This window comes from Pseudonocardia asaccharolytica DSM 44247 = NBRC 16224, assembly GCF_000423625.1.
In the GTDB taxonomy this organism is placed as follows: Bacteria; Actinomycetota; Actinomycetes; order Mycobacteriales; family Pseudonocardiaceae; genus Pseudonocardia; species Pseudonocardia asaccharolytica.
The window spans coordinates 36,904-61,827 of the sequence record NZ_AUII01000020.1; the positions used below are offsets into that span (position 1 = coordinate 36,904).

The 24,924-nt window shown below is 73.0% G+C and carries 21 protein-coding genes, 1 tRNA gene and 1 pseudogene; 11 read left to right on the top strand and 12 right to left on the bottom strand.

Features of this window, described 5'->3' with window-relative positions; translation table 11 throughout:
• Positions 1-59: 59 nt before the first annotated feature.
• The 6 genes from G567_RS36690 to G567_RS0117985 all read left to right on the top strand — a co-directional run bounded on the left by G567_RS36690 (position 60) and on the right by G567_RS0117985 (position 7,312).
• Positions 60-1,571 (top strand): resuscitation-promoting factor, encoded by a 1,512-nt coding sequence (locus tag G567_RS36690; RefSeq protein ID WP_147201099.1) that lies wholly within the window; start codon positions 60-62, stop codon positions 1,569-1,571.
• Positions 1,572-1,685: 114 nt separating this feature from the next.
• Positions 1,686-2,606 carry a 16S rRNA (adenine(1518)-N(6)/adenine(1519)-N(6))-dimethyltransferase RsmA gene (gene rsmA, locus G567_RS29695; protein ID WP_186814215.1) on the top strand — a complete coding sequence of 307 codons (921 nt, stop codon included), beginning with the start codon at positions 1,686-1,688 and terminating at the stop codon, positions 2,604-2,606.
• 10 nt (positions 2,607-2,616) lie between these two features.
• Positions 2,617-3,588: a 4-(cytidine 5'-diphospho)-2-C-methyl-D-erythritol kinase gene (locus G567_RS0117970; protein ID WP_028931068.1), complete on the top strand. Its 972-nt coding sequence runs from the start codon at positions 2,617-2,619 to the stop codon at positions 3,586-3,588.
• Positions 3,588-5,366 carry an ABC-F family ATP-binding cassette domain-containing protein gene (locus G567_RS0117975; RefSeq protein ID WP_028931069.1) on the top strand — a complete coding sequence of 593 codons (1,779 nt, stop codon included), beginning with the start codon at positions 3,588-3,590 and terminating at the stop codon, positions 5,364-5,366. Before G567_RS0117970 ends, G567_RS0117975 begins: the two co-directional genes overlap by 1 nt.
• Positions 5,367-5,504: 138 nt before the next feature.
• On the top strand, positions 5,505-6,473 hold the full coding sequence (locus G567_RS0117980; RefSeq protein WP_028931070.1) for a daunorubicin resistance protein DrrA family ABC transporter ATP-binding protein: 969 nt from the start codon (positions 5,505-5,507) through the stop codon (positions 6,471-6,473).
• Entirely contained in the window at positions 6,470-7,312 is an 843-nt protein-coding gene (locus tag G567_RS0117985) for an ABC transporter permease (RefSeq protein ID WP_084796227.1), read from the top strand. Before G567_RS0117980 ends, G567_RS0117985 begins: the two co-directional genes overlap by 4 nt.
• Before the next feature lie 9 nt (positions 7,313-7,321).
• Here G567_RS0117985 and G567_RS29700 read toward each other — a convergent pair whose 3' ends face one another.
• Positions 7,322-10,531 (bottom strand): AfsR/SARP family transcriptional regulator, encoded by a 3,210-nt coding sequence (locus G567_RS29700; protein ID WP_051233253.1) that lies wholly within the window; start codon positions 10,529-10,531, stop codon positions 7,322-7,324.
• 3 nt (positions 10,532-10,534) lie between these two features.
• Positions 10,535-11,881: a M20/M25/M40 family metallo-hydrolase gene (locus tag G567_RS0117995; protein WP_051233254.1), complete on the bottom strand. Its 1,347-nt coding sequence runs from the start codon at positions 11,879-11,881 to the stop codon at positions 10,535-10,537.
• Positions 11,882-11,919: 38 nt separating this feature from the next.
• Between G567_RS0117995 and G567_RS0118000 the strand changes: the two genes are divergently transcribed.
• Positions 11,920-13,596 carry a fatty acyl-AMP ligase gene (locus G567_RS0118000; RefSeq protein WP_028931073.1) on the top strand — a complete coding sequence of 559 codons (1,677 nt, stop codon included), beginning with the start codon at positions 11,920-11,922 and terminating at the stop codon, positions 13,594-13,596.
• 54 nt (positions 13,597-13,650) lie between these two features.
• On the opposite strand, the gene pth is transcribed toward G567_RS0118000, so the two are convergent.
• From pth to glmU, 5 genes are all read right to left on the bottom strand, one after another.
• Positions 13,651-14,241 carry an aminoacyl-tRNA hydrolase gene (gene pth, locus G567_RS0118005; RefSeq protein ID WP_373865900.1) on the bottom strand — a complete coding sequence of 197 codons (591 nt, stop codon included), beginning with the start codon at positions 14,239-14,241 and terminating at the stop codon, positions 13,651-13,653.
• A complete protein-coding gene (locus G567_RS0118010; protein ID WP_028931075.1) occupies positions 14,238-14,867 on the bottom strand; it encodes a 50S ribosomal protein L25/general stress protein Ctc in 630 nt (209 codons plus the stop codon). The genes pth and G567_RS0118010 overlap by 4 nt, the downstream gene beginning before the upstream one ends.
• Before the next feature lie 205 nt (positions 14,868-15,072).
• On the bottom strand, positions 15,073-16,698 hold the full coding sequence (locus G567_RS0118015; protein ID WP_028931076.1) for an FAD-dependent monooxygenase: 1,626 nt from the start codon (positions 16,696-16,698) through the stop codon (positions 15,073-15,075).
• A gap of 130 nt (positions 16,699-16,828) precedes the next feature.
• A complete protein-coding gene (locus G567_RS0118020) occupies positions 16,829-17,800 on the bottom strand; it encodes a ribose-phosphate diphosphokinase (RefSeq protein WP_037057626.1) in 972 nt (323 codons plus the stop codon).
• 5 nt (positions 17,801-17,805) lie between these two features.
• Positions 17,806-19,404, bottom strand: coding sequence for a bifunctional UDP-N-acetylglucosamine diphosphorylase/glucosamine-1-phosphate N-acetyltransferase GlmU (gene glmU, locus G567_RS0118025; protein WP_028931078.1), 1,599 nt, complete (start codon positions 19,402-19,404; stop codon positions 17,806-17,808).
• A 270-nt stretch (positions 19,405-19,674) separates the two neighbouring features.
• Between glmU and G567_RS0118030 the strand changes: the two genes are divergently transcribed.
• On the top strand, positions 19,675-20,118 hold the full coding sequence (locus tag G567_RS0118030) for a L,D-transpeptidase (RefSeq protein WP_028931079.1): 444 nt from the start codon (positions 19,675-19,677) through the stop codon (positions 20,116-20,118).
• A gap of 133 nt (positions 20,119-20,251) precedes the next feature.
• Positions 20,252-20,689, top strand: a complete 438-nt coding sequence (locus G567_RS0118035) for an OsmC family protein (protein WP_028931080.1) — start codon at positions 20,252-20,254, stop codon at positions 20,687-20,689.
• A gap of 126 nt (positions 20,690-20,815) precedes the next feature.
• Here the strand turns inward: G567_RS0118035 and tsaA are convergent, their stop codons facing one another.
• Positions 20,816-21,229, bottom strand: coding sequence for a tRNA (N6-threonylcarbamoyladenosine(37)-N6)-methyltransferase TrmO (gene tsaA / locus G567_RS0118040; protein WP_028931081.1), 414 nt, complete (start codon positions 21,227-21,229; stop codon positions 20,816-20,818).
• 261 nt (positions 21,230-21,490) lie between these two features.
• Between tsaA and G567_RS0118045 the strand changes: the two genes are divergently transcribed.
• The gene (locus tag G567_RS0118045) at positions 21,491-22,030 is read left to right on the top strand and encodes a protein NO VEIN domain-containing protein (RefSeq protein WP_028931082.1); all 540 of its coding nucleotides are present in this window, start codon (positions 21,491-21,493) and stop codon (positions 22,028-22,030) included.
• 103 nt (positions 22,031-22,133) lie between these two features.
• Here G567_RS0118045 and G567_RS0118050 read toward each other — a convergent pair whose 3' ends face one another.
• Complete coding sequence (locus G567_RS0118050) at positions 22,134-23,153, bottom strand: Fic family protein (RefSeq protein WP_028931083.1); 1,020 nt, start codon at positions 23,151-23,153, stop codon at positions 22,134-22,136.
• Positions 23,154-23,168: 15 nt separating this feature from the next.
• Here G567_RS0118050 and G567_RS33395 point away from each other — a divergent pair, with 15 nt between their 5' ends.
• Positions 23,169-24,110: a DUF1156 domain-containing protein gene (locus G567_RS33395; protein ID WP_211223963.1), complete on the top strand. Its 942-nt coding sequence runs from the start codon at positions 23,169-23,171 to the stop codon at positions 24,108-24,110.
• On the opposite strand, the pseudogene G567_RS37255 reads toward G567_RS33395, so the two are convergent.
• From G567_RS37255 to G567_RS0118065, 3 genes and pseudogenes are all read right to left on the bottom strand, one after another.
• Positions 24,017-24,259: pseudogene (locus tag G567_RS37255) on the bottom strand (DUF2637 domain-containing protein); the annotation flags it as partial. The gene G567_RS33395 and the pseudogene G567_RS37255 overlap by 94 nt on opposite strands.
• Positions 24,193-24,492 (bottom strand): terminase gpP N-terminus-related DNA-binding protein, encoded by a 300-nt coding sequence (locus tag G567_RS35595; RefSeq protein WP_028931085.1) that lies wholly within the window; start codon positions 24,490-24,492, stop codon positions 24,193-24,195. The pseudogene G567_RS37255 and the gene G567_RS35595, both read right to left, overlap by 67 nt.
• A gap of 173 nt (positions 24,493-24,665) precedes the next feature.
• Positions 24,666-24,736: transfer RNA gene (locus tag G567_RS0118065), tRNA-Gln, on the bottom strand.
• Positions 24,737-24,924: the final 188 nt, after the last annotated feature.

The window sequence follows — 24,924 nt, forward strand, 5'->3', positions numbered from 1 at the left end:
CCTGCTCTCGGGCCACCGTCACCGTGTTTTCCTCCCCTGCCCGGTCCGACGAGGTCTGGATGCCAGTGGTCGACGTATCCGCGCGCGCGCAGCGCCGGGCCGCCAGGGCCCGGTTGGGGCTGGTCCGAACTCCGGATCCGGTGGCGGAGGCGGTCGCCGACCCCTATGCCGAGTGGTACGGCAATGCCGCGCTGGATGAGCCTCCGGCGCCGGACCCGGTTGTGCACACGGGCCGGACGCTGCTGCGGCGGGCACGGGTCGTCGAACCCGACGAGCTCGATCCCGCGACCGGCCCGATCCCCGTCGTCGAGCCCGAACCGATCACGCTCGCCCCCGACGACGCAACGCCCACCGGGCGGTTGCCGCGCATCGAATTCCCGGTCGAACCGCAGACCGAGCCGTTCTCCGCCGCGCCCGAGCCCGCCGTCGAGCAGCCGTCGACGCGGCCCACCCGCGACGGCCACCGCAGGCTTGCCAGGGCCGTGGCGCTCGCGACGCTACTCACCCTCACCGCGGGCAGCGCGACCGCATTGGCCATGGACAAGACCATCACGGTCACCGTCGACGGCGAGGACCGCACGCTGCACACCTTTGCCGACGACGTCGCCGGTGCGCTCGGTGCCGCCGGTCTGGCCGCCTCCGCGCGGGACCGGGTCGAGCCCGCGCTGGGCACCGACCTCTCCGACGGCGACCAGATCATTCTTCGCCGCGCCCGCACGCTGACCCTCGTCGAGGGCGGCCGGCAGCGGCAGATCTGGACGACCGCGGCCTCGGTCGACGAGGCGCTCGAGGGCATCGGCGTGCACGCCGAGCCGATCCAGATGTCGATGTCGCCGCGGGCGACGATCCCGCTCACCGGCCTCGCGCTGGAGCTGAGCATTCCGCGGACGGTCACGCTCGGCGACGGCACCGCCGCACCCGAGCAGCTGACGACGACGGCCGGCACGGTCGCCGGCCTGCTCGTGGAACGGGGCATCACGCTCGGCCCGGAGGACGTCGCGGTGCCCAGCGGCGACACCCAGCTGACCGACGGGATGGCGGTGCACGTCGTGCGCAACGGTGTGGGTGAAGTCGTCGAGGTCCGGGAGATCCCGCCGCCGGAACAGATCGTCGAGGATCCGGACCTGCCACGCGGCCAGCGGCGCGTCGTCGCCCCCGGCAAACCGGGTGAGCAGACCGCGGTCATGCGGGTCTACGTGCGGGATGGCCAGGAGGTTCGGCGCGAGCAGGTCCGGGCCGGGTCGAGCACCCCACCGACCCCGCGCGTGGTCAAGGTCGGCACCAACGACGAGAAGCCGCAGCCGCCCGCCGTGTCCGACGGCCGGGTCTGGGATCAGCTCGCCAAATGCGAGGCGGGGGGCAACTGGGCGATCAACACCGGCAACGGCTACTACGGCGGCCTGCAGTTCGACGCCCAGACCTGGCGCGCCAACGGCGGCACCCAGTACGCCCCGCTGCCGCACCAGGCCAGCCGGGAGGAGCAGATCGCCGTGGCCACCAAGCTCCGCGACAGCCGTGGCGGATACGGTTCCTGGCCCGCCTGCGCGCGCAAGCTAGGACTGCCCCGGTGAGGCCCAGCCCACCGCGGGCGACGTTCTCCCTCGCTCGCGTGCCGACCGCGCGCACGCGCCGCTCGGTGCGGCCTTGCCTACGGGGACCTGGATCCCCACCGACATGATGGACGGGTGAACGATTCGCGGTTGCTGGGTCCCGCCGAGGTCCGATCCCTGGCCGAGGGGCTTGGCCTGCGGCCCACCAAGCGGCTCGGGCAGAACTTCGTGCACGACCCGAACACGGTGCGGCGCATCGTGCGCGCCGCGGACCTCACCGACAACGACGTCGTCGTCGAGGTCGGTCCCGGCCTCGGTTCGCTGACGCTGGCGCTGCTGCCCGCTGTCGCGGCGGTGCACGCGATCGAGGTCGACCCGGCGCTGGCCCGGCAGCTGTCGAGCACCGTCGACGACCGGGCCCCGGCGCTGGCCGATCGGCTCTCGGTGACCGCCGCGGATGCGCTGCGGGTGCGGGCGGCCGACCTGGGTTCCCCGGCACCCACCGCGATCGTCGCCAACCTGCCCTACAACGTAGGGGTCCCCGTGCTGCTGCATCTGCTCACCGAGCTGCCCGCGGTGCGCCACGGGCTGGTCATGATGCAGTCCGAGGTCGTCGAGCGGCTCGCCGCCGAACCCGGTAGCCGCGCCTACGGGGTGCCGAGTGCGAAGCTGGCCTGGTTCGCGCGGGCCCGCCGGGCCGGATCGGTGCCGCGTGCGGTGTTCTGGCCAGTGCCCAATGTCGACTCCGGGTTGCTCGCCTTCACCCGCCGCGAACCGCCGGCCGGCGCGCACCGGGAGGAGGTGTTCGCCGTCGTCGATGCGGCGTTCGCGCAGCGGCGCAAGGCGTTGCGATCGGCGCTGTCCGGCTGGGCCGGCTCACCCGCGGCCGCCGAACAGGCGCTGCGCGCTGCCGGTATCGACCCGCTGGCCCGGGCAGAGCGGCTCGGCATCGCCGAGTTCTCGCGGCTCGCCGCGGCCCGGCCGGCCCGTGCCCCCGAGGGCCCGCCGGGCGGCGTGGGCCAGAGGCCGAGGCGGGCCCACCCACGACGCACGTAGGGTTGGGTACGTGCTCACCGCCGTCCCGCCCCCGGTCACCGTGCGTGTCCCGGGAAAGATCAACCTGCACCTGGCCGTGGGCGCGCTGCGGAGCGACGGTTTTCACGAGCTCGTGACGGTGTTCCACGCGGTGAGCCTGTTCGACGAAGTCACCGTGGCGACCTCCGATGCGCCCGGTGTCGAGGTGCACGGTGAGGGCATCGTCGAGGTTCCGGAGGACGAGACCAACCTGGCCTGGCGCGCCGTGGCGATGCTCGCCGCGCACGTCGGTCGCCCGGCGGAGGTGCGGGTGACGCTGCGCAAGGGCATCCCGGTGGCGGGCGGCATGGCGGGTGGCAGCGCGGACGCGGCCGGGGCGCTGCTCGGGCTGTCCACGCTGTGGAAGCTCGACCTCACCCGCGACGAGCTGTCCAGGATGGCTGCCCAGCTCGGCAGCGACGTCACGTTCGCCCTGCACGGGGGGACCGCGCTGGGCACCGGGCGCGGCGAACGTGTCGTCCCGGTGCTCTCCCGGCATTCGCAGCACTGGGTGATCGCCCTGCACCGGCAGGGGCTTTCCACGCCTGCGGTGTACCGCGAGCTCGACCGGCTGCGTCTCGCGGCGGCAGGGCCGGACGGACCGTCGCCGCCCGAACGGCCCGTCGAGCCGGTGCTGGAAGCGCTGGCGGGTGGGGACCCGCGGCAGCTCGCGCTGTCGCTGGGCAACGACCTGCAGGCCGCCGCGGTGAGCCTCGCGCCCGATCTGCGGCGCACCTTGCGTGCCGGGGTGTCCGCCGGGGCGTTGGCCGGGATCGTGTCGGGGTCCGGGCCGAGCTGCGCCTTCCTGTGCGCGAACGCCGACGCCGCCGTCGAGGTGGCCGCCGAACTGGCCGGGGCGGGGGTGTGCCGGACGGTGCGGGTGGCGCGCGGTCCGGTGCCCGGCGCCCGCGTGATCGACGCGCCCGACCCGCCGTCCGGCCCGTGGCCACCGGTGCACGCCTGATGGCCCAGAACCTGGTCAACCTCGAGGCGGTGACCGCGCATGTTCCTGGCGATGCCTCACGGGTGCTGCTCGACGAGGTGTCGCTCGGCGTGGACCGCGACGAGCGGATCGGCGTCGTCGGGCTCAACGGCGGCGGCAAGTCCACGCTGCTGGACATCCTCGTCGGGTGCCGAGAGTCGCAGAGCGGGCGGGTCAGCAGGCTCGGCGGGCTGCGGCTCGCCCACCTCGTGCAGGGGGATGAGCTGCCGGCCGGCGCCCGGATCCGCGACGTCGTGCTCGCGCGCTACGACGCCGACCACGAGTGGGCATCCGATCCGCGCGTCCGGGAGGTGCTCGACGGTCTCGGCATCACCGAGCTCGACCGCACCGTCGAGGGCCTTTCCGGCGGGGAGAAACGCCGGGTGGCGTTGGCCGCGACGCTGGTCGGTGACCCCGACCTCGTCGTCCTCGACGAGCCCACCAACCACCTCGATGTCGAGGGCGTCGGCTGGCTCGCGCGGCATCTGCTGTCGCGGCGCTGCGCCGTGGTGGTCGTGACGCATGACCGCTGGTTTCTCGACGCCGTCTGCACCCGGACGTGGGAGGTCGCGAACGGCCAGGTGGAAAGCTACCTCGGCGGCTACGCCGACTGGGTCTATGCCCGCGCCGAGCGGGCCCGGCAGGCCGATGCCGCCGAGGCCCGCCGCCGCAACCTCGCCCGCAAGGAGCTGGCCTGGCTACGCCGCGGCGCACCGGCGCGCACCTCGAAGCCGCGCTTCCGGATCGAGGCCGCCGAGGCATTGATCACCGATGTCCCGCCACCGCGCGACACCGTGGAGCTGCTCGGGTTCGCGACGAACCGGCTGGGCAAGACGGTCCTCGAACTGGAGGACGCGACGGTGCGGATCGGCTCCCGGGTGCTGCTGGACCGGGTGACCTGGCGGCTCGGGCCGGGCGACCGGGTGGGAATCGTCGGGATCAACGGTTCGGGCAAGACGACGCTGCTGCGCTCGCTCACCGGGGTGCACCCCGTCGACGGTGGCCGGCGGGTGCAGGGCAGCACCGTGCAGCTCGCGCAGCTGTCCCAGGAGCTCGCCGACGTGCCGCGCGACCAGCGGGTGCTGGAGGCCACCGAGGCGGTGGCGAAGTATGTGCGGCTCGGCAAGCAGGAGCTGACGGCGTCCGCGGTGCTGGAGCGGCTCGGTTTCCCCGCGTCGCGGCAGTGGACGCCGGTGGGGCAGCTCTCCGGCGGCGAACGGCGCAGGCTGCAGCTCACCCGGCTGCTCATGGCCGAGCCCAACGTGCTGCTGCTCGACGAGCCGACCAACGACCTCGACGTCGACACCCTGGCCAACCTCGAGGACCTGCTCGACGGCTGGCCGGGCACGCTCGTCGTGGTCAGCCACGACCGGTACCTGGTCGAGCGAGTGTGCGACACCGTCGTCGCCCTCTTCGGGGACGGGAAGATCACGCATCTGCCCGGCGGGATCGAGGAGTACCTGGCGCGGCGGGCCGCGGCGGGCCACGCGCCCGTGGCGAAGGCCGCGCGCGCCCAGGTGCCGACCCCGGCGCGGGCCTCGGCCGCGCAGCAGCGAGCGGCCCAGAAGGAGGCCGCCCGGCTGGAGCGCCGGATGGAGACGCTGGCGGTCCAGGAGGAGCAGCTGCATCTGCGGCTGGTGGAGGCCGCGACCGATCCCGAGCGGCTGCTGGGGCTCGACGCCGAGCTCAGGGCCGTCGTGGCCGAGCGGGAGAAGATCGAGCTGGACTGGCTGGCCGCCGCCGAGCTGGCCGAGTCCTGACCCCACCCGCGCGAGTCGCGGTATTTCCGAGCGCGAGTCGGGGTGTCTCCGCGACCGCGTCGGGGTACGTCCGCGCTGCCAGCGGGGTGCCAGCGCGGTACCAGCGTCGGAGCAGCCCGCCCGCGCAGGCTGCTCGGCATGAACTCCGTCATCGACGTCGAGGGTCTGGTGAAGACCTTCGGCTCGACCACCGCGCTGGCCGGCGTCGATCTGACTGCCCGTCGCGGCGCCGTGCTCGGCCTGCTCGGGCCCAACGGCTCGGGCAAGACGACGACCGTCCGCGTGCTCGCCACCCTGCTGCGACCCGACGGCGGGCGGGCGCACGTACTGGGCCACGACGTCGTCGCCGAGCCGGCAGCGGTGCGCTCGCGCATCGGGCTGACCGGGCAGTACGCGGCCGTCGACGAAGCCCTGTCCGGTACCGACAACCTCATGCTCATCGCGCGGCTGCTCGACCTGCCGCGCCGCACCGCCCGTCGGCGCAGCGCCGAACTGATCGAGCAGTTCGGGCTGACCGAGGCCGCCTCTCGCCGGGTGCGCACCTACTCCGGTGGCATGCGGCGCCGTCTCGACCTGGCCGCCAGCCTGATCGGACGCCCCGAGGTCCTGTTCCTCGACGAGCCGACGACCGGACTGGACCCGCGGCACCGCAACGAGGTGTGGGAGCAGGTTCGGACGCTCGCCGGCGAGGGCGTCACCGTGCTGCTGACCACCCAGTACCTGGAGGAGGCCGACCAGCTCGCCGACGATCTCGTCGTCCTCGACCGGGGACGGGTGATCGCCGCCGGTACCCCCGCGACGCTCAAGACGGAGATCGGCGGCCAGCGGTTGCACGTGCGGCCGCTGCATCGTGCCGACCTGGCCGCCGTGACCGCGCTCGTCGCCGAGCTGACCCCGGACGCGCCGATCGTCGACGCCACCGGGGGACTCACCGCGCCGGCCGTCGAGCCGGGGCTGCTGCACCGGGTCGGCGCGCGGCTCGACGAGGCCGGGCTCACCGTCGCCGAGCTGGGGTTGCGGCTGCCCAGCCTCGACGACGTCTTCCTGACGCTGACCGGGCATTCGGCCGAGGACGCCGAGGCCACGACAGAGGAGGCGGCCGCATGACGACCGCGTCGAGGACCGAGACCGCGATCCGGCCCGTCACCTCGACGCCGGGCGTGCCCGCCCCGGTGCACGGCAGGCGCGGCCCCTCGGCGCTGCGCCACGGCGCCACCCTGGCCTGGCGCGGGATCGTCAAGACGATCCACTCGCCCGAGGCGCTGGTCGACGTGACGCTGCAGCCGGTGATCTTCCTGCTGCTGTTCGTCTACGTCTTCGGCGGCGCGATCGCCGGCGACACCACCTCCTACCTGCAGTTCGCGCTGCCGGGTGTGCTCGTGCAGACGGTCATCTTCGCCTCGGCGGGTACCGGGGTCGGGCTCTCCGAGGACCTGCACACCGGGATCTTCGACCGTTTCCGGAGCCTGCCGATCTCGCGCGGCGCCCCGCTGTTCGGGGCGATCGGGGCGGATCTGGTGCGCTATCTGACCTCCGGCGTGATCATGCTGGTGTTCGGGGTGATCCTCGGCTTCCGGTTCGGCACCGGGCCGCTGGCCGTCGTGACGGCGCTGGGCCTGGTGATGGTGTTCGCCTTCGCGTTGTGCTGGGTGTTCACCGCACTGGCGATGGTCGTGAACCATCCGCGCTCGGTGCAGGGCCTCGGGTTTCTGATCATGATGCCGTTGACGTTCGGCAGCAACGTGTTCGTGCCGGCCGAGACGATGCCGGCCTGGCTGCGGGGCTGGGTGGAGATCAACCCGGTTTCGAAGACGGCTGACGCGATTCGCGGCCTGCTCGTCGGCGGTCCGGTCGCGGGTCCCGCGGTGCAGGCGCTGATCTGGGCAGCGGGGATCTTCGCGGTGTTCGCGCCGATGGCGGTGACGCTGTACCGGCGCCGGACCTGAGGCGCGGAATCACCCCGACTCGGTCGCGGAAACACCCCGACTCGCGCTCGGAAATACCGCGACTCGCGGGATGAAGGCTTGGAGAAGGGCCAGGCCTTCGGTGCGTGGCAGGGCTCGGCCCCGCTCGACGGCCTCGTCGGCCGCGGCGGGGCCGAGCGCGTCCCGGACCTCGTCGAGCGCGGCCAGCACCTCGGGGTTGCCCCGGTCGAGGGTGCCGCGCTGGGCGGCCGCCACTCCCAGCAGCAGCCCGGCCGTGGCGGCGTCTGTTTCGCGCAGCGCGAACCGGGCGGCGAGCTCGGCGACCATGGCGGTGACCGGACCGTCGCGGCTCTCGACCGCGGCGGCCACCGCCTCGGCGAGACGCGCCCGCCCGGCGGCGATGTCGCGGGCCGTCAGCTCGACGGCGGCGTGCGCCGCGGCGAGGTATGCCCGCCGCTGCGGCACCCCGAGCCCGCTCTCGGCGAGATCGGTGGCGGCCAGTTCGAGCTGGGCCCGTGCGGCCTCGAACCGGCCGGCGAGCCGCTCCACCTCCGCCAGCATCACCGGCACGGCGCCGGCGTTCCCGAACGGGCCGGAGCCGACGGCCGCGGCCGCGGTCAGCTCGGCGCGTGCGGCGTCGAGGTCCCCGCGGCGCGCCGCCAGCCGGGCCCGGTGGACGAGGAACTGAGGCAGATCGTCGTCGTTGCCCAGCTCGGTCGCGAGCGCGATCGCCTCGTCATAGGCGCGGGCGGCGGCATCCAGGTCGCCCGCGATGTCCTCCAGCTCGCCGAGCGAGCCGAGCGTCAGGCCGAGGCCGAAGCGGTCGCCGACCGCCGCGAACCGCGTGTGCGCGGCCCTGATCAGAGAACGCTGGGCCTCGATGTCGCCGCGGTTCTCGGCGACCTGGGCGCGCGTGAGCAGCGCCATCCCCCGCAGCCACGGGTCGTCGGCCTCCTCGGAAAGGCGGCTGACCGGGCCCTCGTCCTGCTCGGCGTACAGCGCGGTGATCGGTTCGATCAGGTCCAGCACCGGATGCCGGGGTGCGGGCAGGTTCGCCGCGAGCCCCGTGGCGGTCTCGACGCATCGGAGCGCCGCCGGGAGGTCGCCCCGTGCCGCGCACGTCAGGGCCAGGTAGGCGGTGTTGCGCGCGCGCACGTCGGCGGGGGCGGCGCCGGGCAGCGCGCAGACCGCCTCGACCCACCGCATGGCCTCGTCGAACAACCCGCGGATCAGCCACGACCACCACATCGCCGCGGTCAGCCGGTGCGCGGTCGGCGCGTCGCCCGCCTCGACCGCGTGCTGCAGCGCTTCGGTGATGTTGTCGGACTCGACGCGCAGCTGCGCCAGCCATTCGAGCTGGCCGGCGCCGCGCAGTTGCGGTTCGACCTGTTCCACCAGCTCGACCAGGAACGCCGCGTGCGCCGCCGCGACCGCGTCCCGTTCCCCGGCCGTGTCGAGCTGCTCCCGGGCGTACTCCCGGATCGTCTCCAGCATCCGGTACCGCGTCGGTGTCCCGCCCGGTTGCGGCACCGCGACCACCAGCGATTTGTCGACCAGTGCGGCGAGCAGGTCGAGTACCTCGCCGAGCGCCGGGCCGTCCGGGCCGGTGCACACCCGCTCCACCGCCGCCTCGGTCGCCCCGCCGGTGAACACCGCGAGCCGCCGCGCCAGCACCCGTTCGGGTTTGCTCAGTAGCTCCCAGCTCCAGTCGACGACCGCGCGCAGCGTCTGGTGCCGCGGCAGCGCGGTGCGGGCACCTGCGGTGAGCAGCCGGAACCGGTCGTCGAGCCGGGTGGCGATCTCGTGCGGGGACAAGGTGCGCAGCCGGGCCGCCGCGAGCTCGATCGGGAGTGGCTGTCCGTCGAGGCGCCGGCAGATCTCGGCGACGGCGGGTCGCACCGCATCATCGAGCGCGAAGCCGGGCGCGACGGCGGCGGCGCGGTCGGCGAACAGCCGCCTCGCGGCGGCGGGCGCCAGCGCGTCGACGGGATGCAGCATCTCGCCGGGGATGGCCAGCGGCTCGCGGCTGGTGGCCAGCACGCGCAGCCGGGGGCTCGTCTCCAGCAGCGTCTGGGTGAGCGTGGCGACGGCGTCGACCAGGTGCTCGCAGTTGTCCAGGACGAGGACGAGGTCGCGCCCGGCGACCGCGGCGCGCAGCCGTTCGGTGGTGTCCGGCCCGATCTCCTCCTGGCTGTGGATCACCAGCTCCGGGCCGCCGAGGGCGGCGAGCAGGGTGGCGGGCAGCTGGTCGGGTCCGGTGAGCGCGGCCAGCTCGGCCAGCCGGGTCTCGCCCCCGAGGTCGGCCGCAACCTCCCTGGCCAGCCGGGTCTTGCCCGCCCCGCCGGGCCCGGTGAGCGTCACGAGCCGGGCGGACGTCAGCAGCCCGCGGACCCGGGAGACGTCGTCGTCGCGGCCGACGAAACTGGTCAGCGCCGCCCTGCCGGGGCGGGCGACGGCGGGCGGGCGCGGCGGTGGGGCGGGCGGGGTCCCGCGCAGCACGTCGAGCCGGGTCTGCGCCAGCTCCGGGCCGGGGTCGACGCCGAGCTGCTCGGCAAGCAGCTCGCGGGTGTGGTCCAGCACGGCGAGCGCGTCGGCCTGCCGCCCGGCGGCGTGCAGCCCGCGCGCCAGCGCCACCGCGGCGCTCTCCCGCAGCGGCTGGCCGGCAAGCAGCTCGCTCAGCACGTCGAGCCCCACCGTGGGTTCACCGAGGCTCAGGCTCAGCGCCGCTAGTCGTTCGGCGGCGGTGGCCCGCTGCTCGGCGAGCCGATCGGCGGCCGGGTCGGCGAACGGGAGCCGGCGCAGGTCCGCCAGCGCGGGGCCGCGCCACAGCCCGAGCGCCGCGGTGAGGAGCTCGCGGCCGCGGCGCGGATCGGGTTCGGCTGCGGCGGAACCGATGAGCCGGACGAACCGGACGGCGTCGACGTCCTCGGGGGCGACCTGCAGCCGGTATCCGCCGGGCACCGTCGCGACGAGTTCGGTGCCCAGCGCGCGACGCAGCCGCGACACCAGCGACTGCAGCGCGTTCCCCACGGAGTCCGGGGGCTGTTCGCCCCACAGGTCGTCGATCAGGCTCTCGGCGGTGACGGGGCGTCCGCTGTCCAGCGCGAGCTGCGCGAGCAGCCCACGCAGCCGCAGCCCGCCGGGCAGGATCTCCGCGGGGGCGCAACCGTCAGCGGCCCGCCAGACCTCGACCGTGCCCAGCAGACTGACGCTCGTGCGCGTTGAGTACTGCTCTGGCACTACTTACCGCGCACGGGCGAGCGCAGCGAGCAGATAGGCCTCTGCGAGCACCCCTCGACCGAACATCACCAGGTGCAGGCTCTCGTCGATACCGTGCCAACGGCTGGCCGGGTCGCCGACCCCGGTGACGAGCACCTCGGCGCCGGGGAACGTGCGCGCGAACTCGGGGATGAACGGGATCGACCCGCCGATACCCATCTCGACCGCGGGGTTGCCGTAGGCCGCCGCGAACGCGCGGCGCGCCGCGTCGTAGGCGGTCCCGGTGCTCTCCAGGCTCACCGGCTCGGCGACCCCGGTGCCCGGGGTGACCGTCACCTGTGCGCCCCAGGGCACGTGGGCCTTCAGATGCTCGCTCAGCGCCCGCTGTGCCGCCGCCGTGTCCTCACCGGGCGCCAGCCGCAGGCTCACCATCGCCCGGGCCCTCGGGAGCAGGACGTTCGCCGCCTCGTCGACCCGCGGTGCGTCGATACCCAGCACCGCAACGGCCGGCCGGTAGCAGACGCGGTCGGGGACCGTGCCGGTGCCGAGCAGCTCGACCCCGTTGAGCAGGCCGACGTCGGCGCGGAAGGTGGTCTCGTCCACGTCCGGCGCGTCGGAACCGGAGCGCACCAGCCCGGGGATGGCGACTTCGCCCTTCTCGTCGTGCAGCGACCCCAGCGCGACGCACAGGGCGGTGAGGGCGTCGCCGACCGGTCCGCCGTAGACGCCGGAGTGCACCGGCCGCTCCAGCATCGCGACCTCGACGACCACGTCGACCAGCCCGCGCAGGCTGGTCGTCAGCGCCGGGACGTCGACCGCGGGGTTGGCGGCATCGGCGATCACGATGACATCGCAGGCCAGCTCCGCGTGGTGTTCACGCAGCAGCGCCGTCAGCGTCGGGGAACCGGATTCCTCCTCGCCCTCGATGAACAGCGTGACCCCGACCGGCGGGCGGCCGCCGTAGGCGCGCAGCACCGCGAGATGGGTCATCACGCCCGCCTTGTCGTCGGCGGCGCCGCGACCGTAGAGCCGCCCGTCGCGCTCGGTGGGCTCGAAGGGAGGGCTGGTCCAGCGCTCGTCGCCGCCGGTGGGCTGGACGTCGTGGTGCGCATACAGCAGCACGGTCGGCCGGCCCTCCGGCGCGGGCCAGCGCGCGATAACCGCCGGTGCGCCGCCATCGGCGGCTACGACCCGGACGGAGGCTGCACCGGCCGCCCGCGCGAGTTCGGCGACGGCCTCCGCGCTGCGCCGGGTGTTCTGCGCATGCGCCGGATCGGCCCAGATGCTGGGGATGCGCACCAGGTGCTCCAGGTCCGCCCGGGCGGCGGGCAATTCCGCCGCGACAGCGGCCGCGATCTGCTGGTCCGACACGCCGTCCGATGCTACGCGCGGGCCGTAGGCTCTGCGCCATGTCCCGGTTCCTCGCGATGTTGCTGGACGCTGCCTCCCGATCCGATCGCGGTATGACCACCGGTGAACCCCGGGAGCCGGTGCGCCGCACGTGGCCCCAGGTGCACGAGACGGCGCTGCGGATGGCGGCCACCCTGCGGGCCGGCGCGGCCGGGGTTCCGCCGCTGCGCCCGGGCGGCGCCGTCGCGGTGCTGGCCGGCGAACCCGCCGCGATCGCCCCGGCGGCGCAGGCCGTCTGGCTCAGCGCTGGAAGCGTGACGATGCTGCACCAGCCCACCGCGCGCACCGACCTCGCGGGCTGGGCCGCGGACACCGTCACCGTGCTGGAGATGATCGGGGCCGAACTGGTGCTGCTCGGTGCCCCGTTCGAGGCGCTCGCCCCGGTGCTGCGCGAACGCGGAATCGCCTTCCGGTTGATCGACGAACTGGCCGCGGCCGAGCCGATCGCTTGGCCCTCCGCCGACGTCGCGGACGAGGACGACACCGCGCTGCTCCAGCTCACCAGCGGCTCGACCGCGAAACCCAAGGCCGTCCGGATCACGCACCGCAACCTGTTCGCCAACATCACCGCGATGGTCGAGGCGTCGCGCCTCGACGTGCGGCGCGACGTGATGGTGTCGTGGCTGCCGCTGTTCCACGACATGGGGATGGTCGGGTTCCTGACCGTTCCGATGGTGACCGGACTGGAGCTCGTCACCGTCACCCCGGCCGACTTCCTGACCCGCCCGTTGCTGTGGGCGCAGCTGATCTCGTCCTACGGCGGGACGGTCACCGCGGCGCCGAACTTCGCCTACGCCGTGTTGGGCAGGCAGCTCGCCAGGGCCGAGGAGGGTTCCCTCGACCTCTCGACCCTGCGGTTCGCGCTCAACGGCGCCGAACCCGTCGACCCGGACGCAGTCGAGGCGTTCACCGGTGCGGGTGCCCGGTTCGGGCTGCGCCGGGAGGCGGTGGTGGCCGCCTACGGGATGGCCGAGACGGCGCTGGGGGTCTCGTTCGCTCCCTGCGACACCGGGTTGGAGATCGATCGCGTCGACGCCGAGGAGCTCGAGGCAGGTCGTCGGGCCGTCCCGACCGACGCCGAGGGCGCCGCGGTGGCCCGCCGGTTTCCGCGGCTCGGCCCGCCGCTGTCCGGTATCGAGGTCCGCGTCGTCGGCGACGACGGCACCGTGCTCGGTGAACGCGAGGTCGGGTTGCTGCAGCTGCGCGGGGAGTCGGTGACGCCGGGCTACCTGACCGTGGAGGGCCCGAAGTGCGCGCAGGACGCCGAGGGGTGGCTCGACACGGGAGACGAGGGCTATCTCGCCGACGGTGCCGTCGTCGTCTGCGGGCGACGCAAGGACATGATCATCATGGCCGGCCGCAACATCTACCCGACCGATATCGAGCGTGCGGCTGCAGCGGCCGACGGGGTGCGCGCCGGAAACGTGGTCGCGGTGCGGCTGGTGGCCGACGACACCCGGCATCGCGAGTCGTTCCTGGTGGTGGTGGAGTCGCGGCGGGCGGGTGACGCCGAGGCCGAGCGGCCGATCCGTAAGGACGTGATATCGCGCGTGGTGTCGGCGACCGGGGTGCGCCCCGCCGACGTCGTCGTGCTGGCTCCGGGCAGCCTGCCCAAGACACCCTCCGGCAAGCTGCGCCGGGCCGCCACCGGCGCTCTGCTGACCTCTCGCGCATGACCCCGCGAGTCGCGGTATTTCCGCGACCGAGTCGCTGGATCCGGGTGACGCGGGTCAGCCCGAGAGGGCGTGGAACCGGTTCTGCGCCGGTTCCAGACCGTCGGCCAGCAGCGCCTCGACGGCGTCGGCGGCCAGGTCGACCGCCAGCTCCAGCTCCTTGCGCTCGGTCGCAGAGAAGCGTTTGAGCACGAAGTCGGCCGGGTCCTGGCGGCCGGACGGGCGGCCGATCCCGAACCGGACGCGCAGGTAGTCGCGCGTCCCGATGGAGCCGCTGATCGACCGCAGCCCGTTGTGCCCGCCCTCGCCGCCGCCACGCTTGAGCCGGACGACGCCGAAGCCGAGGTCCAGGTCGTCGTGCACGACGACGAGTTCCTCGGCGGGCACCGAGAAGTACTTCAGCAGCCCGGCGACCGGGCCACCGGACAGGTTCATGAAGGTGCGTGGCTTGGCGAGGACAACCCTTCGCCCGCCCAGCCGTCCCTCCAGCACGTCGGCGTTCGACCGGTGTTTGCCGAATCGGCCGCCACCGGCCCGGGTCGCGAGCGACTCGACGACCCGGAAGCCGACGTTGTGCCGGGTTTCGGCGTAGCCGGGTCCGGGGTTGCCGAGCCCGACCACCAGGGCGGGGCCCGGCGCCACGATCAGCTCTCCGCGGCGGGGGTCGCGATCTCCGCGGGCTCGGCCCCCTCGGCGGCCGCGGGAGCCTCGCCCTCGAGCTGCTCGGCGGTCGGCGCGGCCACCACGTTGATGACGAGCTGCTCGGGGTCGGTGCGCAGCTCGACGCCGTCCGGCAGGGCCAGCTCGCCGGCCAGGAACTGGGTTCCCGCCTCGACGCCCTCGACCGAGATCTCGAGGTTCTCGGGGATGTTCAGCGCGTCCGCCTCGACCTCGACGGTGCTGACCTCCTGGGTGATCAGAGTGCCGGGCGCGGCGTCGCCGGTGATGATGACCTGAACCTCGACGACGACCTTCTCACCGTGCTTGACCACCAGCAGGTCGACGTGCTCGATGTAGGGCCGGATCGGGTGCACGACCACGGTCTTGGTCAGCGCCAGCTGCGGTGCGGAACCGTCGACGTTGAGCTCGATCACGGCGTTGCGGCCCTGCTCGCGGACGACGCGGGCGAACTCGAGCGACGGGAGTGCCAGATGCTGCGGGTCGGTGCCGTGCCCGTAGAGCACGGCGGGGATCTTGCCGGCGCGGCGGGTCCGGCGGGCTGCGCCCTTGCCGAACTCGGTCCGGGTCTCGGCGTCGATGCGGGCGTCGGCCACGGTGGTTCTCCTCGATCTTGCGTAGCGCGGATGGAACGCGCGGCGAGGAACCGGGAAGCCGGCTCAGCGTCGATCACGGCGGGCCATGAACACCGCCCGCCCTCGCCGCGGAACGGAGAGAAGGATACGCGTGTCGCAAACGCCGCCCGGAAACGGGCCGTCGGAGTGCCGAGCTCTGCGCCGATGTTCGCTCCGCGCGCTCCGCTCAGTCCCCGATCGGGGCCGCGAACGTCCTGGCCATGGCTGCCAGCAGGCCGGAGCGCTGCTCCCCGGGAACGGCCGGGCCGGACCGGTAGCCGAGGTAGCCGTCGGGGCGGACGAGGACGATGCCGGGTCCGTACGCGGCGCGGAACTCACCGTCGGCGTCGCGCACCGCGGGCAGCAGCAGCCCGGAGGGGTCGGCCTCCGGCGCGAGGACGGCGTAGGCGTCGAGCCTGCCGTGCGCGTGCCGCCGGGCGGTCTCGGCCAGCTCGTCGAGACCAGCCGCGTCGTCGGCGGTCCCGGCGTAGCACAGCAGGGTGTGCCGCGGGCCGCGCAACAGCTCGAACAGCCGCAGCCCGAACTCCACGCCCGGCCGGCACAGGCCGCGCACGTCCGGAGCGCGGTCGCCGGCCCGCAGGGCCTTCTCCGCCGAGTCGAGGTCGTACCCCAGCGGCCCCCCGCGGTAGTTCACCAGCAGCTGTGCCTCGCGCAGCAGGATCGTCCTCGGGTCATCGGGGTCGGCGTCGATGCCGGTGCGGGCGTGCCGCACCGTGCGCCCGACGACCTCCTCGCCGATCGGCCTGCGTTCGGCGTCGTAGCTGTCGAGCAGCCCGTCGGCGCCGATCCCGGCGACCGCGAGAGCCAGCTTCCAGCCCAGGTTGTAGGCGTCCTGGATGCCGGTGTTCATCCCCTGCGCGCCGGTGGGCGGATGGATGTGCGCGGCATCGCCCGCGACGAAGACCCGGCCCTCGCGGTAGCGGTCGACGATCCGGTGGCTGATCCGGAACACCGACGACCAGCGCAGGTTCGACGCGGTCGTCGGCTCGGGGGCGAGCCGGTCGAGGACCCGCTGCAGGTCGGCCAGCTGCGGGGCCCGGCCGCCCTCCAGCCCGTGCGCGACCTCGTCGCCGCCCGCAGCGGGGGTGGCCAGCTCGGGCGGGGCCAGCATCGACATCCGGTACCGGCCGCGCCCGGGCAGCGGGATGCAGACCAGCACGTCGTCGACGCGGCCGCCGGTGGTGTGGGTGGCCCGGATGCTGAAGCCGGGCGGCAGCTTCCAGCCCACCTCGACGTCGCCGAGCATGTACTCCTCGACGAAGGCGTCGCCGGTGAAGGCGAGTCCCGCCCCCTTGCGGACGATGCTGTGCGCCCCGTCACAGCCCACCAGGTAGCGCGCCCGCACCGGCCACTCGCCGGACGGCCCGGTGAGCGTGGCCGTCACCCCGTCGGCGTCGGCCTCGAACCCGGTGAGCTCGACTCCTCGCTCGACGCTCACTCCGAGGCCGTCCAGATGCTCGGTCAGGACCCGTTCGGTCGCGTACTGCGGGAGCGCGACGAACCCGAAGGGCACCTCGGGCGGCACCTCGAGGACGATCCGGCCGACCTGCTCACCGTTGACGAAAATGAGCTGGCCCAGCAGCGGTGTCGCGGCGTCCAGGGCCTCGCGCAGCAGCCCCATCGACTCCCAGATCTCCAGGGTGCGGGGCTGGATGCCGATGGCCTTCGCGTAGGGCAGCGGCGCGGCCAGCCGGTCGATGATGCGGCAGTTCACCCCGCGACGGCGCAGCTCGGCGGCCAGCGTGAGGCCGATCGGCCCCGCGCCGACGACCAGGACATCGGTCTCCACCATCGGCCTCCCCCTTCGTCTGTGCGCAGGCACGCCCGCGGAGGCGGGATGCGACGAGGGCCGGAAGGCCAGTCTGGAGGGCGACGGCCTTGAGGACCAGCCCCGCGGGGCTGGTCCTCATCGCGGGGGTGGGTCAGGCGTTGCCGTTGAACAGGCTCGTCACCGAGCCGTCGTCGAACACCTCGTGAATCGCGCGGGCCAGCAGCGGCGCGATGGGCAGCACCGTCATGCGCGGGAACCGCTTCTCGTCGGGGATCGGCAAGGTGTCGGTGAAGATCACCTCACGGGCTCCGCTGCCGGCCAGCCGCTCGGCGGCCGAACCGGAGAGCACGCCGTGGGTCGCCGCGACGATCACCTCGGCCGCGCCGTCCTTGAGCAGGACCTCGGCCGTCTTCACCACGGTGCCACCGGTGTCGATCATGTCGTCGATCACGACGCACGTCCGGCCCTCGATCTCGCCGACGACGCGGTTGGCCTTGGCCTCGTTCGGTTGCTTCGGGTCGCGCGTCTTGTGGATGAACGCCAGCGGCGTGCCACCGAGCGTCTCGGCCCAGCGTTCGGCGAGCCGCACCCGGCCCGAGTCGGGGGAGACGACCGCGAGCTCGCGGTCGGCGTAGGTCTTCTTGACGTAGTCGGCGATGACCGGCAGGGCGAACAGGTGGTCCACCGGCCCGTCGAAGAAGCCCTGGATCTGCGCGGTGTGCAGGTCGACGGTCATGATTCGGTTGGCGCCCGCGACCTTGAACATGTCGGCGACGAGCCGGGCGGAGATCGGTTCCCGGCCGCGGTGTTTCTTGTCCTGCCGGGCATAGCCCCAGAACGGCATGACCACGGTGATCCGCTTGGCCGACGCCCGTTTCAGCGCGTCGACCATGATCAGATGCTCCATGATCGCGTCGTTGATCGGGGCGGAGTGCGACTGCAGCACGAACGCGTCGCAGCCGCGTACCGACTCCTCGAAGCGCACGAAGATCTCGCCGTTGGCGAACGAGTACGCCGACTGCGGGGTGATCGTGACGTCGAGCTCCTTGGCCACCTGCTCGGCCAGTTCCGGATGGGCCCGCCCGGAGAAGAGCATGAGGTTCTTCTTGGGGGTGGCCGACATCGAGCTCACCGTGTTCCTCCTCGACCGGCGTCGCCGGTCTCGTCCGCGGCGACCGCGTCCGGAGCGTCGGGCGCCGCACCGTTGGCCGCCGACGCCCTGGCTGCGTCGGCGCGTTCGGCAGCTTCCGCCGCCGGTGTGCCCGGCCGCTTACGCCGAACCCACCCGACGATGGTGCGCTGTGGCCCAGCTGACACTGCGAGCGCCCCCGGTGGAACGTCCTCACGGACGACGGTGCCCGCGCCGGTGTACGCCCCGTCGCCGACCTGTACCGGCGCGATGAACATCGTGTCCGATCCGGTGCGGACGTGGGAGCCGATCACCGTCCGGCGCTTGGTGACCCCGTCGTAGTTCACGAACACCGAGGAGGCCCCGATGTTGCTCATCTCGCCGATCGAGGCGTCGCCGACGTAGGTCAGATGCGGAACCTTGCTGCCGGTGCCGATGTCGGAGTTCTTCACCTCGACGAACGTGCCGATCTTGCCGCGCTCACCGAGCCGCACCCCGGGCCGTAGGTAGGCGAACGGGCCGACCGAGGCGCCGGGGCCGATCACCGAGACGCTGCCGTGGGTCCGCACGACGGTGGCACCGGCCCCGACCTGGCAGTCGGTGAGCGTCGTGTCGGGCCCGATCTCGGCGCCCCCCGCGACGGTGGTGGCGCCGTGCAGCTGGGTCCCCGGGTGCAGGACGGTGTCGGGCTCGAGCCGGACCTGGACGTCGACCCAGGTCGTCGCGGGATCGACCACGGTGACCCCGGCGAGCATCCAGCGCTCCAGTACGCGGCGGTTGAGCTCGGCCCGGATCGCGGCGAGCTGCACCCGGTCGTTGACGCCGCGGACCAGCCAGGGGTCCGGGCAGCCGACCGTGCCGATGCGGGCGCCCTCGGCGGCGGCCATCCCGACCAGGTCGGTCAGGTAGAGCTCCTGTTGCGCGTTGTGCGTGCGGAGCCGTCCGATGGCCGAGCCAAGGAAGGTGGCGTCGGCGGCGTACACCCCCGCGTTGACCTCGGTGATCGCGCGCTGCTGCGGTGTTGCGTCGCTCTCCTCCATGATCGCGTGGACCCCGCCGCCGGACCGGAGGATGCGCCCGTAGCCGGTCGGGTCGGTGAGCTCGGTGGTCAGCACGGTCAGGCTCGCGCCGGTGTGGGTGTGCTCGATGAGCAGCGCCTGGAGCGTGCCCCGGTCGAGCAGCGGGACGTCGCCGTAGGTGATGAGCACCGTTCCGGTCAGCCCGGCGGGCAGGGCGGCGAGCCCGCAGCGGACCGCGTCCCCAGTGCCGCGGCGCTGTTCCTGCACGGCCGTGGTGATCGGGTGGGCCAGCTCCTCGCCGAGGCCGCGGATGGCGTCGTCGACCTGTTCGCGGGCGTGCCCGACGACCACGACGAGGTGTTCCGGTTCCAGCGCCGCGACGGCGTGGACGGAATGACCGAGCAGGCTGCGCCCGCCGATCGGGTGGAGCACCTTCGGGATGGCCGATCGCATCCTGGTTCCCTCGCCCGCGGCGAGCACCACGGCTGCCGCGGGTCGGGTCGTCGCGTTCGGATCCGCCGGGCCGACGGGCTCGCGGGCCCCGTCGGGTCGATCGGGCCCGTCGGGACGATCGGACATGGGCCGCACTCCTCAGGTCGTTGCGTCCGCACATCGACACCGGTCCGGACGGCGGGTGACCGCTCGTCCAGCGATGCTCTCGGCGGAACTCGGCGTCCGGACGCAAGGATCCTACGGCGTCGGGTCGACTGTGGCCTCCCCGTGCGTCGAGGTCCGGATCGCGTCGTAACCGTCGCGTGGGTCGATCGTTGAGCCTCGTGGTCGACCGTTGCTGATCAAGGGACGTTGATGGGTAAGCACAGCACGTCACGGCGTTCTCGGACGCGCGCGATGCGCGCTGTCGCGGCGGCGGGGCTGGTGGGCGTCGGCACGCTCGGGCCGGTCGGTGTCGGCCACGCCGCGGCGGAGCAGGCGCTCGTCGAGGGCACACCGTGCACCGCTACCGCGCGCGCGTGTGTATCCCTCGCCACGAAGCAGGCGTGGTTGATCGAGGACGGGGCGGTCGTCCGCGGCCCGGTCCCGATCAGCCCTGGCGGCCCCGGGCACGAGACGCCGGTCGGTGACTTCCTGGTGGAGTGGAAGCACAAGGACCATCGCAGCGCGGAGTTCAACAACGCGCCGATGCCGTGGGCGGTGTTCTTCGCTCCGGGCGGCATCGCCTTCCACGAGGGCAACCTGACGACGCCGTCCGCGGGCTGCGTCCGGCTCGCCGCCGCGGAGGCCGAGGCCTTCTACCGCTTCCTGCAGGTCGACGACCCGGTACAGGTGCGCTGACGGACCGCTCGTCCCCTCGATGGCGCCGTCCGTCGTTGGGAATCGACCGATGGGCTCATCCGGACAGTGAACGCGGTTAGCAAGTGAGCTCGCGGGGTTTGCTGTGAGTGGAGCGCTCGAGCCTGGAGGACGCATGCCCACACGCACCGCACGCACGGCCTGGAACGGCACCCTGGAGCAGGGCTCCGGACGGGTCGAGCTGAGCAGTAGCAGGGTCGGCACCTACGAGGTCAGCTTCCCGAAGCGGGCGGCCGACGACGCCGGCGGCACCACGAGCCCGGAGGAGCTCATCGCGGCGGCGCACTCGTCGTGCTTCGCCATGCAGCTCTCGGCGTTCATCGCCGAAGCCGGGGGCACCCCGGAGTCGCTCGACGTCACCGCGGCCGTGACGCTCGGTCCGGACCCGAAGGGCGGTTTCGTGATCACCGGGATCAGGCTCACCGTCCGCGGCGAGGTCACCGGCCTCGATGCCGCCGGCTTCGACAAGGCCGCGCAGGCGGCCAAGGACGGCTGCCCCGTCAGCAAGGCGCTGGCGGGCACGACGATCACGCTGGACGCCGCGCTTGCCTGAGCGTGGGATCGGGGGAGAGGAGACGACGTGAGGTGCACCGGTAACGGACGGCCCGAACCACCACCGCCGCCACGGCCCAACGGCGGTCGCTGAACGGTACGAACCGCGAGTTCGCGCGCGACCGGATCAGCCGTCGAACCGGTCGAGGACCGGCTTCACGTCGACGATCGGGGTGCCGTCGATCGCCTCCAGGTCCGCCACCTCAAGCGTCAGGCCGTCGACGGCGGCCACCGTGACCCGGTGCAGCCCGATGGGGTTGGGGCGGTCGGCCGAGCGGGTGGTGAACACGCCGAGTTCCGGATTGGCCGGGTCGTCGCGTGGGTGCACGGCCAGCACCGTCCGGTCGGCCCGGTCGAGCCAGGTGAGCACGAGGACCTGAGCGCCCGGCTCCAGGTCCCGCAGTCCCTCGCGCACCGCCGGGTCGAACACCAGCCGAGCGGGCGGCGAACCCTCGAACCCCTGTTTGGGCGCGGTCGCCGGATCCACGAGGGGTGATTCCACCCGTCCGATCGGGCGCACGACGTACTGCTGCTCGATCATGGTCCCTCCCGAGTGGCTGCGTCCAGCGCCCGCGCGATCCGACCCAGCACCGGCAATGTCGGCACCACGCCCCCGGCCTCGAACCGCGCCACCGGCGACGGTGTCGTTCCTGCGGCCGACGCCGGTTCGCCTGACTCCACTCCCGCGCCAACTGCGACTCGCGCACCGCCGCTCCCAGCTCGAACGCCAACCAGACGGCCTCATCGGGAACGATCCGGCAGTGGCCACGTCGGATCGGATGCCAGCGACCACCTGTGGAACATGGTCGCCGAGGGCACCCGCGAGGGCGAGGTCTTCATCCGGCTGCTGGGCAAGATCGCAGAGCAGCGCAAGGCCTACGCCGGGACGGTGTTCGACGTGCTCGGCGAGGCGTTCGCCGACCGCCCGCTGCGCGAGCTCCTGGTCGACGCGATCCGCTATGGCGACCGGCCCGAGGTGCAGGCCCGGCTCCAGACGGTCATCGATGCGACCGGCGGCGAGGGACTCGCCGAGCTCATCGCCGAGCGCGCTCTGGGCCGGATACCGACCGAGATGCCCCACAACCATCCGGGCTATGACATCCGCTCCGAGCGGCCGGACGGCGCTCCGATCCGCATCGAGGTCAAGGGCCGCATCGCCGGCGCCGACGACTTCGTCATCACCCGCAACGGGGTGCTCGCGGCGAAGAACCTCGCTGATGACTACCGCCTCGCGCTGATGTCAGTGATCCAGCCGGATCGCACGCCGACGTCGTCCGCTACCTCGTGCGGCCGTTCGACAGCACCACCGCCGCCGACTTCCGGATCACTCGCTTCACGCTGAGCTGGGCGAAGACGAGGGCGCAGGGCGGGCCGCCGCGGTGAGGTGCGCGGAGTATTGCAGAGGTTTTGCCTCGCCCTGGCGTGCAAGGGTCGCGCAATACTCGTCACGACTTCTTCTCCCGTCGATGGCGATTCTGCAGGTAGGCACGGACGGCGTGCTGGCTGGATCGCCACGTTCCGTCGGACGACAGCTCGGCATCGAGCCGGCCTCTCCGGGCCGCCTGTCGGAGCGCGTCGTAGGACACCTCCTGGTTGGCGAGCGAGCGGAGCGGGACGAGTCGAGCCGGGCCCGCGATGTTCGGCACCACGAAGCGATGCAGGTTGTCGATGACCGAGCGCGCGATCAGCTCGGCGAGGGCGCCGGGATCGCCGTTGTCGGCCCGGTCGAGCGCGGCGAGATAGCCGGATCGGTCCCGCTTGAAGACGATCGCCGGAGGGTAGCCGAGGCGGACCAGGACCAGGTTCAGCACCAGCCGACCGGCGCGCCCGTTCCCATCGAGGAACGGGTGGATCCGCTCGAAATCGCAGTGGAGCCTGGCCAGCTCCACGGGAATGTCCTCGGCGATGATCTTTCGGCTGCGAACGTCATGGCCGAACCGGTCGGTGACCGCCGTCCACTCGTGGATCTGGGCAGCCACGTCGGTCCAGGCCGGCGGGGTCATCCCACCCGCGAACGGCTGGATGTCGTGGCGTCGGAAGGCACCCGGTCCCTCGTCCGGTCCGGCGTCCGGGTGCGGCGCCACCTCCCAGACCTTGGACATCGCGAGCTGGTGGACGTAGCGAACCTCGGTGACGGTGAGGAATCCGTCGCCGCACCAGTCGCCGGGTTCGACGGCCTGGCCGTACACCCAGCGGGCGGCCTCTCCGTATCCGAGCACCTCGAGGTAATCGCGAAGATCCTTGGCGCCGACGGCGCGTCCCTGGTCGAGCAGCACCGCGACCTCCCGCAGTACCAGGGTGTTGCCCTCGATCGCGGTGGAGTTGTGGGCCTCCAGGTGCCAGATGTCATCCCAGATGGCCGCTGCCTCGGCCGGGCGCGGAAGGCCGCCGAACCGCTGAAGCTCAGCGATCGCCGCAGCGAAGCGACGGTACACGGTCTCCCGGCTGGGACGACCTGGCGGCATGACTCTCCTGTCCGAGTGGTCGAACTTGATACGGCTGCGCGTCGACGAACTGTACAAGACAACTTCGACGGAGTTGATACGGCAACCCGATCGCGAACTGAACAGGACAACTTCGGCCCCGCGCCCGAACACGGTCAACCCGGTCGGAGCGCCTACCGTGCACCTTCTGCTCGGTCGTCCGGGCTGAGCAGGTTCGGAAAGGAGCGGGATGACGACCGAGCGCCGGCGCAGGCTGATCGAGGTGGCCTGCCGCTGGAGGCGATCAACCGGGAGTCTGTCCGGGAGAGGTCGATCCGCCACGGCCATCCGTCGACGCTGCACCTGTGGTGCGCCCGCCGGCCACCGGCGGCGTGCCGCGCCGTGCTGTTCGCGCAGCTCGCCGACGACCCGTCCGGGCCCGACCTGTACCTGACCGAGGAGGCGCAGGCCGCCTTGCATAAGGAACTGTTCGAGCTCATCGAGCGACTCGTGGTCTGGGAGCACACCACCGATACCGCCCTGCTCGCCGAGGCGCACCGGGAGATCCGGGCCGGCACCGGCGGCCACCCGCCCGCGATCCTCGACCCGTTCGCCGGTGGCGGCTCGATCCCCCTGGAGGCCCAGCGCCTCGGCCTGAAGGCGCACGCCTCCGACCTCAACCCGGTCGCCGTGCTGATCAACAAGGCCTTGATCGAGATCCCTCGAAGTGGGCCGATCGCCCCCCGGTCTTCCCCGGCGCCGCCGAGACCGCGTACTCCTGGCCGGGCACGACCGGGCTCGCCGAGGACGTGCGCCGGTACGGGCAGTGGATGCGCGACGAGGCCGAGTGCCGCCCACACGAGCCAGCCGGCCGGCCGTCCGGCGCGCCGGCGGATCACCAGGACCAGGCCGGCGGCGAGGACGAGGCCCTCGACCGTGAGCGGCCAGACGTCGGCGGACCAGCCGGCCTCGCCGTGCGCGGCGACGAGCGCGCGCTGATGGCTGTAGGAGATGACGCCGGCGGCGAGGCCGACCGCGGCGGCGACCGCGATCACGGCGCCGACGGCGGTGCGCCAGTCGGTCAGGACTCGGCGGAGGACCCCGGGGGATCGCTCCTCGGTGGTGGGTTCGGGGGAGTGTTCGGACACTGCGGCTCCTGGACGTCGCGTAGGTCTGTACGCGCGCCCCGGCCCGGCATCCGCTCGGCGGCGGCCCTGATGTCCTCGGCGGGGTACAGCTTGGCCCCGGTCGTCAGGTCCCGCCCGGCCGGCTCCAGCTCGACGCCGTAGCTCCGTGCTCGGCGCAGCCATCCCCGGACGGTCGACTCCTGGCGACCGATGAACCGAGCGATGTCGGCCGGACTCCACAGTTCGGACGTCATCGCGCGATCACCCGCCAACCTTCGCACGCACCGTGCGGAAGTTCTAAGCACTGACTACGCACCGTGAAACCTGGTGACTTTCCGGTGATGTCGGGTCCGGTCTGCCCCATATCTGCCCCACGAGCGCGACGGGCCTGATCAGGCCGTCAGCGTTCCCGCTGGTCGATGCCATGCTCCGCCGCCAGGATTCGAACCTGGACCATCGGAACCAAAATCCGAGGTGCTGCCGTTACACCACGGCGGACAGGCCTCCATCCTGACATGTGCCCACCGGACCCCGGCACCCGATGCACGACGGTGACCGCGGGTGTGGGCATCACCCGATTCGTCCGCATTTCGGCTGCCGCGATGCGGGTCACAGGGGACCTCGCCTACGCTCCGAACGGTGCGGGCGGGTTGCACGCACCGTCGACAGATGACGAGTTCCGACCC